This window comes from Flavobacterium sp. LPB0248, assembly GCF_013388355.1.
GTDB lineage: Bacteria > Bacteroidota > Bacteroidia > Flavobacteriales > Flavobacteriaceae > Flavobacterium.
In genome coordinates this window covers 1,578,226-1,594,130 of the sequence record NZ_CP058246.1, presented here as the reverse complement: position 1 = coordinate 1,594,130, position 15,905 = coordinate 1,578,226, and the positions used below count along the sequence as shown (strand labels likewise).

The 15,905-nt window shown below is 34.1% G+C and carries 17 protein-coding genes; 10 read left to right on the top strand and 7 right to left on the bottom strand.

Features of this window, described 5'->3' with window-relative positions; all coding sequences use genetic code 11:
- Window positions 1-189: 189 nt before the first annotated feature.
- Window positions 190-432, top strand: coding sequence for a hypothetical protein (locus tag LPB248_RS06545; protein WP_177210722.1), 243 nt, complete (start codon window positions 190-192; stop codon window positions 430-432).
- Window positions 433-460: 28 nt separating this feature from the next.
- On the opposite strand, the gene LPB248_RS06540 is transcribed toward LPB248_RS06545, so the two are convergent.
- Both LPB248_RS06540 and LPB248_RS06535 read right to left on the bottom strand, forming a co-directional pair.
- Window positions 461-1,399: a hypothetical protein gene (locus LPB248_RS06540; protein ID WP_177210721.1), complete on the bottom strand. Its 939-nt coding sequence runs from the start codon at window positions 1,397-1,399 to the stop codon at window positions 461-463.
- 88 nt (window positions 1,400-1,487) lie between these two features.
- Entirely contained in the window at window positions 1,488-2,027 is a 540-nt protein-coding gene (locus LPB248_RS06535; protein ID WP_177210720.1) for a helix-turn-helix domain-containing protein, read from the bottom strand.
- Between the two features lie 288 nt (window positions 2,028-2,315).
- Between LPB248_RS06535 and LPB248_RS06530 the strand changes: the two genes are divergently transcribed.
- On the top strand, window positions 2,316-3,683 hold the full coding sequence (locus LPB248_RS06530; RefSeq protein ID WP_255463033.1) for a glycoside hydrolase family 130 protein: 1,368 nt from the start codon (window positions 2,316-2,318) through the stop codon (window positions 3,681-3,683).
- Between the two features lie 222 nt (window positions 3,684-3,905).
- The gene (locus LPB248_RS06525) at window positions 3,906-4,151 is read left to right on the top strand and encodes a hypothetical protein (RefSeq protein WP_177210718.1); all 246 of its coding nucleotides are present in this window, start codon (window positions 3,906-3,908) and stop codon (window positions 4,149-4,151) included.
- Window positions 4,152-4,187: 36 nt separating this feature from the next.
- On the opposite strand, the gene LPB248_RS06520 is transcribed toward LPB248_RS06525, so the two are convergent.
- A complete protein-coding gene (locus LPB248_RS06520; RefSeq protein ID WP_177210717.1) occupies window positions 4,188-5,768 on the bottom strand; it encodes a tetratricopeptide repeat protein in 1,581 nt (526 codons plus the stop codon).
- Window positions 5,769-6,203: 435 nt separating this feature from the next.
- On the opposite strand from LPB248_RS06520, the gene LPB248_RS06515 reads away from it, so the two are divergent.
- From LPB248_RS06515 to LPB248_RS06485, 7 genes are all read left to right on the top strand, one after another.
- The gene (locus LPB248_RS06515) at window positions 6,204-7,430 is read left to right on the top strand and encodes a DcaP family trimeric outer membrane transporter (protein ID WP_255463032.1); all 1,227 of its coding nucleotides are present in this window, start codon (window positions 6,204-6,206) and stop codon (window positions 7,428-7,430) included.
- A 37-nt stretch (window positions 7,431-7,467) separates the two neighbouring features.
- Window positions 7,468-8,916, top strand: a complete 1,449-nt coding sequence (locus LPB248_RS06510; protein WP_177210716.1) for an aspartate ammonia-lyase — start codon at window positions 7,468-7,470, stop codon at window positions 8,914-8,916.
- A gap of 21 nt (window positions 8,917-8,937) precedes the next feature.
- A complete protein-coding gene (locus tag LPB248_RS06505) occupies window positions 8,938-10,008 on the top strand; it encodes a type II asparaginase (protein ID WP_255463031.1) in 1,071 nt (356 codons plus the stop codon).
- A gap of 81 nt (window positions 10,009-10,089) precedes the next feature.
- On the top strand, window positions 10,090-10,569 hold the full coding sequence (locus tag LPB248_RS06500) for a YybH family protein (RefSeq protein WP_177210715.1): 480 nt from the start codon (window positions 10,090-10,092) through the stop codon (window positions 10,567-10,569).
- 37 nt (window positions 10,570-10,606) lie between these two features.
- Complete coding sequence (locus LPB248_RS06495; protein WP_177210714.1) at window positions 10,607-11,086, top strand: hypothetical protein; 480 nt, start codon at window positions 10,607-10,609, stop codon at window positions 11,084-11,086.
- 77 nt (window positions 11,087-11,163) lie between these two features.
- A complete protein-coding gene (locus LPB248_RS06490) occupies window positions 11,164-12,231 on the top strand; it encodes a hypothetical protein (RefSeq protein ID WP_255463030.1) in 1,068 nt (355 codons plus the stop codon).
- Between the two features lie 424 nt (window positions 12,232-12,655).
- Window positions 12,656-12,961, top strand: a complete 306-nt coding sequence (locus tag LPB248_RS06485) for a hypothetical protein (protein WP_317168853.1) — start codon at window positions 12,656-12,658, stop codon at window positions 12,959-12,961.
- Between the two features lie 255 nt (window positions 12,962-13,216).
- On the opposite strand, the gene LPB248_RS06480 is transcribed toward LPB248_RS06485, so the two are convergent.
- From LPB248_RS06480 to LPB248_RS06465, 4 genes are all read right to left on the bottom strand, one after another.
- Entirely contained in the window at window positions 13,217-13,636 is a 420-nt protein-coding gene (locus tag LPB248_RS06480; RefSeq protein WP_177210713.1) for an arsenate reductase ArsC, read from the bottom strand.
- Window positions 13,637-13,766: 130 nt separating this feature from the next.
- Window positions 13,767-14,240: a DUF6428 family protein gene (locus LPB248_RS06475; RefSeq protein ID WP_177210712.1), complete on the bottom strand. Its 474-nt coding sequence runs from the start codon at window positions 14,238-14,240 to the stop codon at window positions 13,767-13,769.
- 58 nt (window positions 14,241-14,298) lie between these two features.
- Window positions 14,299-14,625 (bottom strand): ArsR/SmtB family transcription factor, encoded by a 327-nt coding sequence (locus tag LPB248_RS06470; protein WP_111362835.1) that lies wholly within the window; start codon window positions 14,623-14,625, stop codon window positions 14,299-14,301.
- A 123-nt stretch (window positions 14,626-14,748) separates the two neighbouring features.
- Window positions 14,749-15,849 carry a DUF1214 domain-containing protein gene (locus LPB248_RS06465; protein ID WP_177210711.1) on the bottom strand — a complete coding sequence of 367 codons (1,101 nt, stop codon included), beginning with the start codon at window positions 15,847-15,849 and terminating at the stop codon, window positions 14,749-14,751.
- Window positions 15,850-15,905: the final 56 nt, after the last annotated feature.

Sequence of the window (15,905 nt, the reverse complement as noted above, 5' to 3'; positions counted from 1 at the left end):
TTGTTTATTTTCTTGTTTTAAAAATTAGCAAAAAAATAGGAAAATTTCTAAATCCAAAAAATCAATTTGTTCGTAAGTACCAATAACAATGGCTGGGGATGAGGTTGAATTCAAATGGTATTGGTTTTTGGAGCATATTGAATTCTTGCATTTCCAGCAATTGTTTTTATAAATATTAAAAATAAAGGTTTGGGAAAATTAAACGTTCAAAAGTTAAAAGAGACTTTAAAATATCTGGAAAGCAAACAGCGTGAATTAAAGAGACAAAATCAAGATGATACGCGAAGCCTGGAATCGATGATTAAATATTTAAAAAAAGATATGATGGAGCAGCACGATTTGTCTGATCATCATCAATTGATAAAACAAGAAATAAAAGACACCGAAACTTTTATTGAGAACGTCAAAAATATCATCAAAATCAATTCTTAAAACAGTTTAGTATTGTAGAATTTTACTTTTATTCCAATTTAAATTTTTCGGTTTTGCAATCCAGAATCAGTTTGTGGTTTAGGAATAGTTTGTTGCCAATCATTCCTTGCATTCCCGAACGTTTCATTAAGAATTTTTGCAGGTCTGAAGTACCTTCGATATAAGTAACTTCAGAAAGGTGTATAATGGTTTTTTGAAATTGTATTTTCTTTTTCGCGGAAGCGGAATAAACAATTAACGTATTTCCCCACGAATTTCCTTTTTCGGTTTTTACAACGCTATTTTTATTGCGGTATTCCTGCCAGATTTCTTTTGTAGTAATCAATTCATAACCACTAGTTCCAGAATCGTAAAGCAGTTTTAATTTTTTATTTTCGATGGTAGAAGGAATAAGAATTTTACGTTTTTTAAATTCAAAATCAACAAAATCATCTTCTTGAATTTTTTCGATGAAAGAGCATTGATTGTTTTTAAAATCTAAAACAGTAATTCGTTTTTCTAATAAATCGGTTCCAATTGTACCAATTATATTTACGGCTTTTAAATCGTCAAAATTTATTTTTTCGCCATAATTCAAAACTTTAAACGTATCTGAAATTACATTCATATTTTCGATTGTGAAAGCAGTAGAAATCGACAAGTTTTCATTGTCAATTTTCGGCTGATTTTGAAATTTTTCAGCGATAGATTCTAATGATTTTTTGTAGAAAACAGTAATAGGCGAACCCGAATCAAATTGCATGTAAAATGTCCGACTAATTCCTTTTATTTTAACAGGTAAAAGCAAAGCAGAATGTGAGTTGTCATTGCTTGAAATCCATTTTATTGGAATTTTTTCTGCAATTCCCGAAACCTTCAAATAGTTCTCTGGCGGAGTGAATTTCTTTTGGAAATATAAATATCCTCCCAACAAGAATAAAACGATAATAATTAAAAATACGGATGCAATTTTCTTAAATAATTTCATGGTCTGTTTTTTCTGCAAGATTCGGATTTCGATTCGGATTTTCGCGAAAAAACAATACGACAGTTTTACGTCATTTTTATGACTTGCCTTATAAGAAGTTGTTCTTCAGTTTTATGGCCAATTCTTGTTTTTGGTTTAAACTGATTCCGTTTAGAACAACAATCAGCAGTTTTAAGCTAAGAATAGCAATTAATGGAATAATAAAAAGCGGAAATTTTAAAGTAAACGAATTTTGGATAAACGGACTTGCAATCATTAAAACTGAAAGAATAAGACTTAAAACAATTTGGAGACTTACAATTTGTTTGCCTATTTCTTTGTTTGTTGAATCTTGGGTTTTATACGTTAAAATTAAAGGAAAAATAACGCTTCCAAACGGAATAATAAGTCCAGATAAAACAGAAAGATTGATCAGTTTGGCTCTTTCGATCTGTGTGTTTTCTTTTTTAAAAGCAAGATTTTCTGGATTGGTTTCAAGAGCTTCGGCAAGTGTTTTTAAAGTAAAACCTTTGAGTATATTTCCAGCTTCAATTCTTTGTATAGTTCGCAACGAAAGACCCGATTTTTCGGCAAGTTCATTTTGAGTCATGTTTTTTTCTTCTCTCAAAAATTTAACTTTATTCTTCATTGCTTTAAGTTGCTGGTATAAAAACGAAATTAAGAAAAAACTTTTGAGAAAATCGGTTAAAAGGATCTTAGGATTATAGACCAATTCGAAGTTTTAATAAAAAATTAAGTTTTTTACTTTAACAAAAATCACTAACTTGTTGTGTAATAAAATATTCCTTTAATGTTGCAGTCTTAAAATTTCCCAATTATGCGAGTATCCGTTGTCCGAAAAAATGTAAAGTTTTTGCCCGATTCAAGAAGAGTTGTTGCCCGATATTTTATGAACGGGCAGGAAAGGACCCAGCAAATGATAGTTCGGATAATGATGCTGGATGAGAAACAGGTGCTGCAGACTTTGGAACAGACGCTTCGCGAATTTGCGAGAAGACATCGAAATATTTCGGCTGTATTCTTTAGACACTGCGAAAGAATAAGACCAATTATAGAAGGAATGCAGATTGACTATGAAGCCATGTCTCTAGACCGAAAAATGCTCATTGGGTCTTATTGCACGATGGAATATGCCATAGAATCGGCTGCGATTTTTAATCCTTCTATTGTAGAAGATTTTGATCAGACGGGGTTAGAAATGGGAGAAAAAAGGGTTATAATTTCTTTTCGTGCAACGGGAGAAGGCCATATCTCATCGATTGTTTTTAGAAGAGCCATTTTAGATCGCGACAATAATCTGCATATCATGAAAATAGGAAGTCATATTGATCAGGCAGAAATTGAGCATAAAACATTATTTAATAAAGAGCGATTTTTGACTAAGCTGTATGAAATGCATACAACCGATAAATATATTGCTCAGATTATGCAGGATCTTCCTGATGAATTTGAATTTGCTGTTCTTAAAAATATGCTGATTGAGGCTTTAAAAGATCCTTTGATTCGCGAAGAAAGAAAGGTAGCGTTGGAAGAGATTTTGTGGCTGGCAAATTCTTTTTATGATTTGCAGTTCAAACATGATTCGGATATAACAGAACGTGTTATTTTTCCGATTTCTGATTCTGAAAGCCGCGGAATAGAAGATGCTCGTTTTGTACGTTTTTTTGATGATAACGGCTCAGATCGTGTTATGGCAACTTATACTGCATATAACGGACACACAATCCTTCCCAAATTAATTTCTACTGAAGATTTTTATAGTTTTAGAGTTATGCCACTTCATGGAGAAGGAGCACAGAACAAAAATCTGGCGTTGTTTCCGAGAAAAATAAAAGGCAAATATGCCATGCTGGCGAGAATTGACGGCGTGAACAATTATATTATGTATTCTGATCGTGTCACGCAGTGGAATACGCCAATTCTTTTGCAAAAGCCTAAATTTACTTGGGAATTGACTCAGATAGGAAATTGCGGTTCTCCATTATGGACAGAAGAAGGCTGGCTTGTTATTACGCATGGAGTTGGTACAATGAGACGTTATTGTATTGGTGCTTCGCTATTTGATCTTGATGATCCTTCAAAAGAAATAGGGAGACTTACAGAACCTTTGCTTTCTCCTTTGGAAGATGAGCGAGAAGGATATGTGCCAAACGTAGTGTATTCCTGTGGAGCTATTATTCATAACAATAGTTTAATTCTGCCTTATGCTGTATCAGATTATTGTTCAACTTATGCAGTGGTAGATATGGCAGAATTATTAGAGGCGCTTAAGAAAAGTAAGTGAGACTTGTTTTTATTTAGCATTTATTGAAGATTATATTTGTTTTAGCAAGTTTATAATCTTTAAAAATTAAGGCAGTCTTAAGATGAAAACAGGTATAAATACGCGGTGATAAATTCCCGAAACTTTATACATTCGCCGAAATTGAAAAACTGATTAACCCCTTAATATTGGTTTTTTATATTTAGAAGTATTAGCAGCGATTAAAAACAAACGGCTAAAACAATGAAATTTGTAAAAGGACAAGAGGTATCCTACACTGCAATAAGTGGGAGATCTTACAAGGGAACCATAATCGAAAGAAAAATGGATTTAAAGAAGGGATTTATCATAAAATCGACTTCAAAGGAGAGGGATTTTCATTATCTCATCGAAATACAAAAGTACGGCACGACCGAGAAAATTCTATGTGCCGAAAATCATCTTAAATTATTGGAAAAGAAAAAACGTGCAGTAAAGAAGGTGGCTTAATCTTAGAACATAGTTTTTGATTAAATCTCTCAGAGATCAGATGCCATCTTTTAATCCAATTCTTTTTAAACTGTTGATGATTTTAAAAACAATTTCATCAGAAAACATAAAACTGAAAAGCGTTTCTTTTATTTCTGTCGCAGTTTGTGGCTGTAGTTCTAGAAGGTTGTTTAGATATATTTTTGCTTTTGCGTCTTCACTAAGCAGCGATAAAGAAACGGCTTTTAGTAAAGGATCCCAAATGGTCTCTTCAAAGTCCATTTTTTCTGCCCAGTATAAAGACTTTTGATATTCTTTTTTATGGATGTAATAGTACCAATATCCAACATTAATCCACCACGGATGCGCAGGATTTGCATGTACAGCATTTTCTAATAAATTAAATCCTTTTTCAAAATAGCCTGCAAAAATCAATACACAGCCAATTCCTGCTGTTATACCAGAAGAATTTGGATTTATTTTCAGGCATTGTTCTGCGGTAGAAAGACAGTCGTCCTGATCTTTTTTAAAGCAGTTTATAATAGTCAGCGCATACCAAGCCTGTTGGCAATTAGGGTCAATATTTAAGGCTTTTGTAATGCAGTGGCTACTTTTTTCAATTGTTTTTTTGCAATTGTCTAATCCTAGGGCAATAGAAGCCAAATGCATTTCACCCAGCATTGCCCAAGCAATTGCATGGTTTGGATCCAACTCTACAGCTTCGGTTAAATTGGATAGAGCATTAGCAAAATTTTCAATAGAATAAGAACGCTGATATTCATGATAACTGCAAATTGCCCGTAAAATACCAGAGTTGTTAGATATTTTAGATGGCGCGGTTTTTACCATTTCATTAAAAATAACACCATAATAACCGCCCATAGTAGAAACAATATCCTTTACTATTTCATTTTGAATTCTAATACCATCATCTAGGGTTGCAGGTGTGAACAATTTGGTCATTACAAACTTTCCAGAAGAAGGGTTTATTAGATTAATTCTTATTTGCAGTTTGTTATTAATAATTTGAATATGCCCTGTAATAATAAAATCGGCTCCAATTAAATTGGCGGCTTCTAGAACATTTTCATTAATTTTTGAAATGATATCAGACGGGAAATGACCTATTACAGAGATGTCCTGAAAACGGGAAAGTTCTGCACTGATTTCTTCGGAAAGAATTTGAGAAAAAGCCTCTAAATCTGGTCGTTGATCGATGGTTTTAAAAGGGAAGACTGTAATAACAGGATTGCTTTTATTGGTACTGATAGGAAGCTCGGCAGGTCTCAGTTTATTATTATGAATAAATTCAGGAACGTAACCGCCCTTTGGGACATGAATAATAAGGGGATTATCTTTTCCGTCAGAAGAATAATATTCAGTTAGTAATTTTCTTAATCTTCCTGCATGAATGCGAACCATGGCATCATCATGGGGATTAAAATGGGAAGGTCTACTTAACGCATTTACCGCTATAGAATATTCTTTAATAAACTGCTGCCTTTGATCTATAGTTTCTGTGACAATATAGCGTAGAAAATTACTTAAAAGCGTTGAGTTCTTAAAAGAATAGAATTTTAATACATTTTCCAGCTCATTATAAATTTTATCCGAGGGGATTTTTTTTGTAGACTCCATAATAAATTATTTGAAAATTATTAATGTCAAAAAAAAGTCACTGGGGCGTATAAAATGTTAAAGACCAAATGCTTATGATGTTATAAATTTATGAAAATATTTAACATGTTAGTATTATTTATCTGATATTTTAACGGTTAAATGTAACGGTTAATAACTCTAATAGTGCAATTGTATTAATTATATTTGTTTGATAATCAGGTGAAAACTGGGTTTTGTTTCTTTTTTTAACCAAAAAAGACTGTAATGTATAGGTGTTGAAATTTTTGCATTCCCGTACTAAAAGCTTTTAGGATCAGATGAAAGCTTTTAAGGTGAATAAAAATTCGTACTGAGAAATATCAATTTTTTAAAATAAAAATGACTTTTATTTTAAGCCAGGACTGCAAAAATCAGATTAAAAGTTTATCCCATAATAAACAAACTATAATCATTATGAAAAAAAGATTTTTGCAAATGACAGCTATGAGGCATTATGTCCTCATAATTTGTTTTCTCATTTCTGCTTTTGTTCAGGCTCAAGATGAAGGGAATAAAAGCATGGAAATCTACGGATTTATTATGACTGATATTGGTTATAATTTTAATCAGATACAGTCAGATTGGTATGATGTTGTAAGACCGACAAAACTTCCTGCCTATAAAGACCAATACGGACCAGACGGCAGTTACTACGCTTCTGTGCGCCAAACCAGATTAGGGTTTAAAAATTACTTTGATACAGGAATTGGCGAATTAAAAACTCATTTTGAATTCGAGTTGTTCGGTACAGGTGTCGATGCCGGACAAACTACTTTTCGTTTGCGTCATGCTTATGCTGAATTAGGAAAATTTGGAGCTGGACAAACGTGGAGCCCTTTTATGGATATTGGCGTATTCCCGAATTCGCTCGAATATTGGGGACCTACGGGAATGGTATTTTTTAGAAATATTCAAATACGTTATATGCCAATTCAAGGCGATACTCGATTAACGATTGCATTAGAAAGACCAGGAGCAAGTGCCGATCAGGGAGATTATGCGAATCGTGTGGAACTCCAAGGAGTAAAGGCAAGATTTCCGCTGCCCGATCTTTCGGCAGAGTACCATTATGGTACAAGATGGGGTTATATTGAATTAGCAGGTATTTTGAGAAAAATCGAATGGAAAGATATGAATAACGATCAGTACGATTTGTCTGGAGATGCTATAGGCTGGGGACTTAATTTAAGCACCAATATCAATTTTAGCGAAAATGATGTTTTTAGAGGACAGGTTGTATATGGAGAAGGTATACAAAACTACATGAATGATGCTCCTGTTGACATCGGTATTAAAAACAATTTTGGCAACCCTGTAACTCCCGTAAAAGGTGTTGCGCTTCCTCTGGTTGGTGTTGTCGCTTTTTTAGATCATACTTGGAGTGACAAGTTTAGCACCGCATTAGGATATTCTATGATTGATATTGACAATTCAGACGGACAAACAGATGATGCCTTTAAAAAGGGACAATACGTTCTGGGAAACCTTTTGTTTACTCCTGTAAAGAATTGCATGGTCGGAGTTGAATTTCAGTGGGGTAACCGCGAAAATTTTAATGACGGATGGAGTACTTCAATAAATAAAATTCAGTTTTCTTTTAAATATAATTTTTCACAATCATTTTATAAAAGAATTCAGTAAAAGCCTTTTGTTTTTTAATTAATAAAAAAAAGAAAATATGTGTAAAACTGTACAATACCTGCTATTGTTCGGATTGTCTTTAGGCATTCTTAATGCTCAAACCCGAACTGAAAAAGATCTTCTAGGAGAAAAACAAATCCCTGCAAATGCTTATTACGGTGTGCAGACAGCACGTGCGTTAGAAAATTTTCAGATAAGTAGCTTGACTACGCAATCTTATCCTGATTATGTAAAAGCCTTTGCAATGGTTAAATTAGCAGCGGCACGCGCCAATGCTGATGTCGGTCGACTTAAAAAAGATAGACTTGCTGCGATAGAAAAAGCTTGCCAAGCTGTAATTGACGGCAAATATCATGATCAATTTTTGGTCGATTTGTATCAAGGTGGTGCTGGTACTTCTGCCAATATGAATGTAAACGAAGTTTTAGCCAATATTGCATTAGAACTGAGCGGACATAAAAAAGGAGAATATCAATACATTGAGCCTCACGATGATCTTAATATGGGACAATCAACAAATGATGTGTACCCAACAGCGATAAAAGTGGCGTTGCTGCTTCATAATGACAAATTGCTTAAAGAGGCAGATCTTTTGGCTAAAGCTTTCCATAAAAAAGGTGATGAATTTAAAGACATCCTAAAAATGGGAAGAACCGAAGGGCAAGATGCTGTACCAATGACAGTAGGCCAGGAATTTCATGCCTTCGGGAATCAGCTTGACGCAGAAATTAGTGCTTTAAAAAAGGCAGAAGTTTATTTATGCGAACAAAATATGGGAGCTACAGCAATCGGGACAGGAATTACAGCTTCTCCAGGTTATGCTGAAAAAGTAGCTGAGCATTTGGCAAAAATTACAGGAAAACCAATTGTAATGAGCAAAGATCTTATTGCCGCCACAACTAGCCAACAAGGTTTTGTAATGTATTCTTCTACACTAAAAAGCATGGCAGTTGCTTTGGCAAAAATAAGCAGCGATTTGATCATTTTGGCTTCTGGTCCTCGTACTGGTTTTTTCGAAATCAATTTGCCAGCACTTCAGCCTGGATCTTCAATTATGCCAGGAAAAGTAAATCCGGTTATGCCAGAATTGATGAATCAATTGTGTTTTAAAGTAATGGGGAATGATTTGACCGTAACGGTTGCCGCACAATCTGGTTTATTGCAGTTAAATGCTTTTGAACCTGTTCAGGCCATTGCCATGATGGAATCTCAAGGATTATTTTTTAAAGCAATGCCATTGTTTAGAAAAAACTGTATTGATGGCATTACAGTAAACAAAGACGTTTTGGCGCATTATATGGATAGAAGTGTTGGTGTTGTAACAGCTCTAAATCCTATTCTAGGTTACGAAAAAACAACAGAATTGGCCAAAGAAGCACTAGCAACCAATAAAGGAATCTTAGAACTTATACGTGAAAAGAAATTGCTGACAGAAGATCAAATTAAAAAACTGCTTGATCCAGCAACTTTAACAGGCCAAAAATAATCTTCAATCAAAAACGACAAAATGATGAAATTAAATATCAACTTTTACAAAAAAATACTTTTACTGCTGATATTGTCATTGAATATGAGCATGTTCGCACAGGTTAAACCTAAAGTGCTAATATTGGCAACTGGCGGAACAATTGCCGGTTCTGCTAAAACTGGAGTACAGTCAGGATATACTTCGGGTCAGGTTACTATTGATGCGATGGTAAATGCAATTCCCGATGCTTTAAAAGTGGCAGATATAAAAGGCGAACAAATAGCAAATGTTGGATCTCAGGATATGTCATTTGAAATTATGCTGAAAGTAGCTAATCGAATTAATGAATTGGCTAATAGCAACGATGTAGACGGTTTTGTAATCACGCACGGAACCGATACGATGGAAGAAACGGCCTTTTTTTTAAATCTAACTACAAAAACAGATAAACCAGTTGTGCTTGTAGGATCAATGCGTCCGTCAACAGCGATTAGTGCAGACGGACCTTTAAATCTTTATAATGCGATTGCTGTAGCTGGCGATCCTAAAGCAAAAGGACGCGGAGTGCTTTTGGTGATGAATGATTGGATTCATTCAGCACAATCTTTAACAAAAGTGAGTACAACGGCTGTTCAGACTTTTATGTCTCCGCTTCGTGGACTTATCGGTATTACTTCTTACGGAACAAACGATTTCTTTAATTACCCTAGTCAAAAATTTGGGAAAAACTCAGAATTTGATGTAAAAGGTGTTAGCTCTTTTCCTCGCGTAGATATTATTTATGCCGATGCCGATATGAAGTCAGATTTAATTGATGCTTCGATAGAACGTGGTGCTAAAGGAATTGTAATTGCTGGGGTTGGAAACGGAAATATGAACAAAGCTTCGCTAGATGCTTGTGCAAGAGCCAGTAAAAAAGGAATTATCGTAGTTAGAAGCACACGTGTTGCAACTGGACTTGTAAGCCGTAATGTAGAATGCAATGATGATGAACTTGGACTTATCGCTTCATACGCTTTGAATCCGCAGAAATCTAGAATCTTATTGTCGGTAGCATTATTGAAACAAAGAAGTTTAGCAGAACTCCAAAAGATATTTGAAGAATATTAAAAAGACCTGTGTTTACGAACAAATTTTTGAACCTGTTTGTAAAAGGAAATAATCTTATATCAACTTGAAAATTAAATGTATATGAAAAGTAAAATAATTACAAGAGGGGTTCTTGCAGGATTCTGTGTTTTATTGATTTCCTGCAATACAAAAAAGGACGAAAATACTGTAATTGACTTAAAAGAAGTTAAGAAGCAAATTCAGGCAAAAGAAAATGAATATGCAGCAACATACAATGCTGGCCAGCTGAAAGAGATTGGATATTATGCAGACGATGCAATCACTTTTTATCAGAACAGGCCACCAATTATTGGTAAAGAGGCGAGATATGAATTTTTAAAATCAGATTTAACTAATAATACCAATACAATATCATTTGAAACCAAAGAAGTTTTTGTTTCTAAGGATGGCAATATGGTTGTAGAAATAGGATATTATAAAGTGACTGATTCAACTAAAACGCCAATTAATACCGGAAACTACATGAGCTTTTTCGAAAAAAGAGATGGCAAATATGTGTGCGTAAGAGATATGAGCGCTTCTGATGGATTGGTAGAGTAAATAGCCTTTTTGCACAATAAACTTATAAAATAAAGATATGAAAAAAATACTATTTGTACTGTCGTTAGCTTTTGGATTGAATGCCGTAGCGCAGACTTCTGTTGACGAGATTAATTTAATCCAAGACCTTTATGGGAAATCGAAAGCCGATGTAGTCGAAGAATACTTAAACTTATCTGATACGCAAGCTGCAGCATTTAAACCTATTTATGATAAATATGAAACGGAACGCAAAGCCTTAAGTCAGCAAAAGATTCTGATTTTAGAAGATTACGGAAAGAATTATGCCACCTTGAGTGATGCGAAAGCAACAGAATTAACTTCAAAGAATTTGAAATACAATCAAGAATCTGAAAAACTCCTTGCCAAAACACATTCTAAATTGGTAAAAGTTATTGGTGGAATCAATGCGGCAAAATTTGTACAGCTCGAGCAGTATTTGCAAGTGACTATACGAGCAGAGATTCAAGATGTTATTCCTTTCATTGGAGAATTGGATAAAACCAAAAAACACTAGCCGATTTCTGGGTACAGAGTAGAAAGTATAGAAAGAATCATTTTCTACTCCTCTTATTAATATTTTATACTCTTACTATGATAAAGATATTTACAAAATATTTGACAGTCGCATTAATCATGTCTGCCCAGCTGATTTTTTGTCAAGCTGAAAACGATGGTCCAGAACTTGGACTTCCGGGCGACAATCTTGATTTGTATGCAGTGATGTCCCTGTTTCAGAAATCAAAAACCATTGAGGAATTTGAAAAAAATCTGAATCTGGAGAAAACAGGAATCAATAATCTAGACTTGAATCTGGATAAAAAAGTAGACTTTATAAAAGTAATCACAAAGAAAAACGGTAACTCGTTTACTTTTGTTCTTCAGGTTGCTGTAAATAAAAATGAAAATCAAGACGTTGCCGTTATTTTGGTCGATAAAGACAAAAATGGCAAAGTAAAAATGCAAATTGTAGGCGATGAGCTACTGTACGGAAAAGATTATGTCATTGAGCCAGTTGCTAAATCTTCACCAGCAAAAACAGCAAATCCTGCCTATACAGGAGATGAACCCGTACAAAGCGCACCAGCTGTAACAGCGGTTGTAGTAGAAACGGTGCCCATTGTACAATATGTATATTCGCCTGCTTACGTTCCGTATTACCCACCATATTATTACGGATTTTACCCGCCTTACTTTGCTGCTTTTACCGTAATGGCAGTAGGGATTTATCGTCACAACCATTATTACCACCATCACGGTTATCATGGTGGACATTATCATGGCGGAAACAACGTATATATTAATAATAGAAACAATTTTAATAATTACAATAATAATCGATCAAGATCTAATACAGTACGAGACAATTCGACCAATAATAGATACAATACAAATCGAGGTAATTCACGTCCGTCGGCAAGTACACGTCCATCGGCAGGAAATTCTAATCGTGCAGGAAATACTAGTGCATCTGGAAGAACGAGACAAAGTGCATCGCCAAGTGCAGGGACTTCAAATCTTAATAGAGGAAGTTCTTCAGGATCCAATTTTAATAGAGGCGGAGGTGCTTCGTCAAGACCAAGCGCTGGCCAAATGGGAGGCGGTTCTCGTAGTATGGGAGGCGGTGGCTTCGGAGGCGGAGGCGGCGGAAGAAGAAGATAAACGGCGTTTTTTATAATGTTTCATCAGAAAAAATGCGTAAGCCCTTTTTGGGTTTGCGCATTTTTGGTTTTTATATCTAATGAAGTCATGTTTAAAAATACACACAAGATTTTTGAAGCAACTCATTCCGTAGGAATGTTTCATCGGTAGAAACGAGATTTGAATCAGGAATATACGTTCCGTAGGAACGTCTCATCGGTAGAAACGAAATTTAAATCACGATTACACGTTCCGTAGGAACGTTTGATTGGTAAAATTTTCGCAAATCAGGTGTCCCTACAGGACACAAAGCAAAACGATATTTTTTTTTCTACCGACGAGATATTCCTAACGGAATATTAAGCATTGTTATCATATAAGATAACCGATTAGTGAAAATATATTATGACATTTGAATTATTGAAAATGATATAAAATTGAAAGAATGGAAGTGGCAGAAATAGAGTACCTCAAAAAACAATCAGCTCAATATTTAAATATTTTAAAAACGGCTGATAAAGGTTACAACGCAGAAATCAAGGTTTTAAATTACTCCGAATTAGGCTGTGTAATAACAAATATGCTAAAACTGTGTATTTTGGCATTAGAACAAGATAATGGACAAAAGTTGTCTATAGATGTAGGATTGGTTTTAGAACAAGCGCTCCAATTATTTCCAATCGATGAAATGGAATTGTTGGATATAATTAATGAAATGCAGATTAAACAATCTTATGCTGAGGTTAAATAAAAAAGCTCCAAAAGAAATCTGGAGCAATTCATTCCGTAGGAATGTTTCATCGGTAGAAACGAAATTTAAATCACGATTACACGTTCCGTAGGAACGTCTCGTTGGTAAAAATTAGCATGAACCATGATTATACGTTCCGTAGGAACGTTTGATCGGTAATTGTTTCACAAATCAGGTGTCCTTACAGGACACAATGTAAAACGATATTATTTTTTTTCTACCGATGAGATATTCCTAACGGAATATTAAATAATGTTAATTTAGATTTTCTGTAGCAAAATTTCTGCAATACTCTTTTATCTGTTCTCTCACGGCTCTAAATTGCGCCATGATTTCAGAATCTGTTCCTGTTGCTTTTGCAGGATCAGGAAAGTTGTAATGATATTTAACAGCGTTGGTTGGAAAAAACGGACATCGCTCTTTAGCATTATCACAGACTGTAATCACAAAATCAAAATCGATATGAACATATTCATCAATATTATTTGATGTATGATTTGAAATATCTATTCCATCTTCTTTCATTATCGAAATAGCTTTTGGATTAACGCCATGAGTTTCTACACCCGCACTGTAAACCTCAGCATTATTTCCAGTAAAAAACTTCATGTAACCTTCGGCAATCTGGCTTCTGCAGCTATTGCCGGTGCAAAGTATTAATATTTTCTTTTTCATAATTAAACAAATAACCAGATGATATTTATAATACAGAATTTGGGTTCAAAACCAAAAATAAGCTGTAGTAAAATAACAGATGAGGTTATTACAATTGGTTTTTTGTATTTAAAGATTTGCGATCTCATTTTTAACAGCATCCTGAATTTGGAGTACAGCAAGAAGCAGAGTCATTAGTTAATTGAGTAAGATTGATTTTTTGTTTTTCTGCTGGAATTCCGCAAGCATCTTGTGCTAAACAAGCCGTTGTTTTATTTTTTAGAATAAACGTTTTTCCATTAAATTCTAAATCATATTTGCCAATTGTATTGCTTTGGTATTCTACTTCAATTTCTAAATCTTCGATATTTAATTTATCTTCAGACAGCTGAATGATATTCAATAGTTTATTAGGTTTTAAACGATGTTCAAAATCGTTAGCATCCCAAAGCTGAAAGTTTACTGCTTTTTCATTTCTGATTACGCCGCCACAATCAATAAAATTTTTGGTAACTACTCCAACTTCTGTTACATGAAAATGTTCTGGTACAAAAGTTCCGTTTTCTAATTGAAATTCCACATTATCTAATGTTGGCAAAATCTGTTTTACTTCTGATAATTTCATCTTGTTTTATTTATTTGTTAATTGCAATATTGCGATATACTTGGTCGAAAAAAATGTTTTAGCAACATTTTGATTTTGAAATAGTTTGTGTGATGTTTAAAAAATAGGAGTTTAAAATGTCAATTGTTTTTTCGTCAATACAATAGCAAATGGCATTTCCTGAGATATTTCCTTTTATAATGCCAGCGTTTTTTAACTCTTTTAAATGCTGAGAAACCGTAGGTTGGGCAAGAGGCAATTCGTTTACAATATCACCGCAAATACATTCATTCACTTTTAGTAAATATTCGATTATGGCAATTCTTGCAGGATGCCCTAATGCTTTAGCAATTGTAGCAATTTGATTTTGTGCGTCTGTAAAATGTTCCGTCTTAGTTGCTCCCATAATAATTATTATTAATATTGCAATATTACGATATAGTTTTTAGATGATAAAATTTTTAACAAATTAATTTAAATAAAAAAGCTCCAGATTTCTCTGAAGCCTTAATTTTATTGGTAATACTATTTATTTAACTTCAATCGCTTCAGGAAATTTCCATGAGCCATTAAGTATTTCTTTGTGCGGACGATAAAGTCTAACCCAGTAATTCCAGCCTGCAGCAACAGGAATGCAATTTTGTGTTTTTCCGTCACAACCTCCAAACTGAATAGTGATCGATCCGTCAGCATCTTTTTTTGCTGTAATGTTATTTAAGGTATACATATTGAGGTCGTTTTTCTCAAAATAACCTTCTTTATTGTATACGCTTATAGACCAAAATCCATCAACAGGAACATTTTTAACTTTAAGTTTATAGACCGTTTTTCCGTCATTTTTTTTAGGATAAACAGAAAGATAAAGTGCATCTTTTTCTGGATTTCCGCCCCATCCTGTTGCGCTTCCTAATAAATGGCGTGTTTCATCGACTTTACCTTTTACTCCAAACATTCCTTTTGTATCAGATAATTTTTTAGAAACGTCAATTAAAGAATCTCTAACTTTCTTTTGGCTCACTAGATCCCAATTTGGAACCGAAAAAGTTCCTTTATCTTTTTGGCTAATTTTAATTGCATCTTGCAATGCTGTAACTTTCGGTAAATCATTAGGATCATTAGGATCAATAAAAGTTCTTATTCCTAACATCAGATAGCGTGTTCCGATTTTTTCCTTTGTAAAAGTAAAAGTTCCGGGAGCGTAATACGTTTCAGAATAGTGATCTTCGTCGATAGTCTGCATAGACATAAAACGTTTTCCGGGATCTGGCAGTGTAACGGTTATTGGTCCAGCATCGAGATCATAAACTCCAGAAGAATACAATACATCTCGGTTGGCACGAATTACAGCTTGTTTGTCAATTGGCATTAAAGTTCTATAATGATGTATATTACCAATACTACCAGCATCTTTAACCGAAGTCGTAAAGTAAAGATCTGTTTCTGCGCGGTTAAAATTTGCAGCAGTAACTGGAACACTATTTTTTTGTGCGACTGAATCAGAAGTTACAGCAGTAGAATCTTTTAATGTAGAAGAATCCATTTCTGATTTGCCGTTATTCTGTTTGCAGGAAGAAGTTAGTAACGATATAGCAACTAAAAATAGACCTGATAATAATTTGTAATTTTTCATATTATTTGAAATTAAAATTAGAAAAATGGTTATGATTTTATTTCTGTAGCAATGGT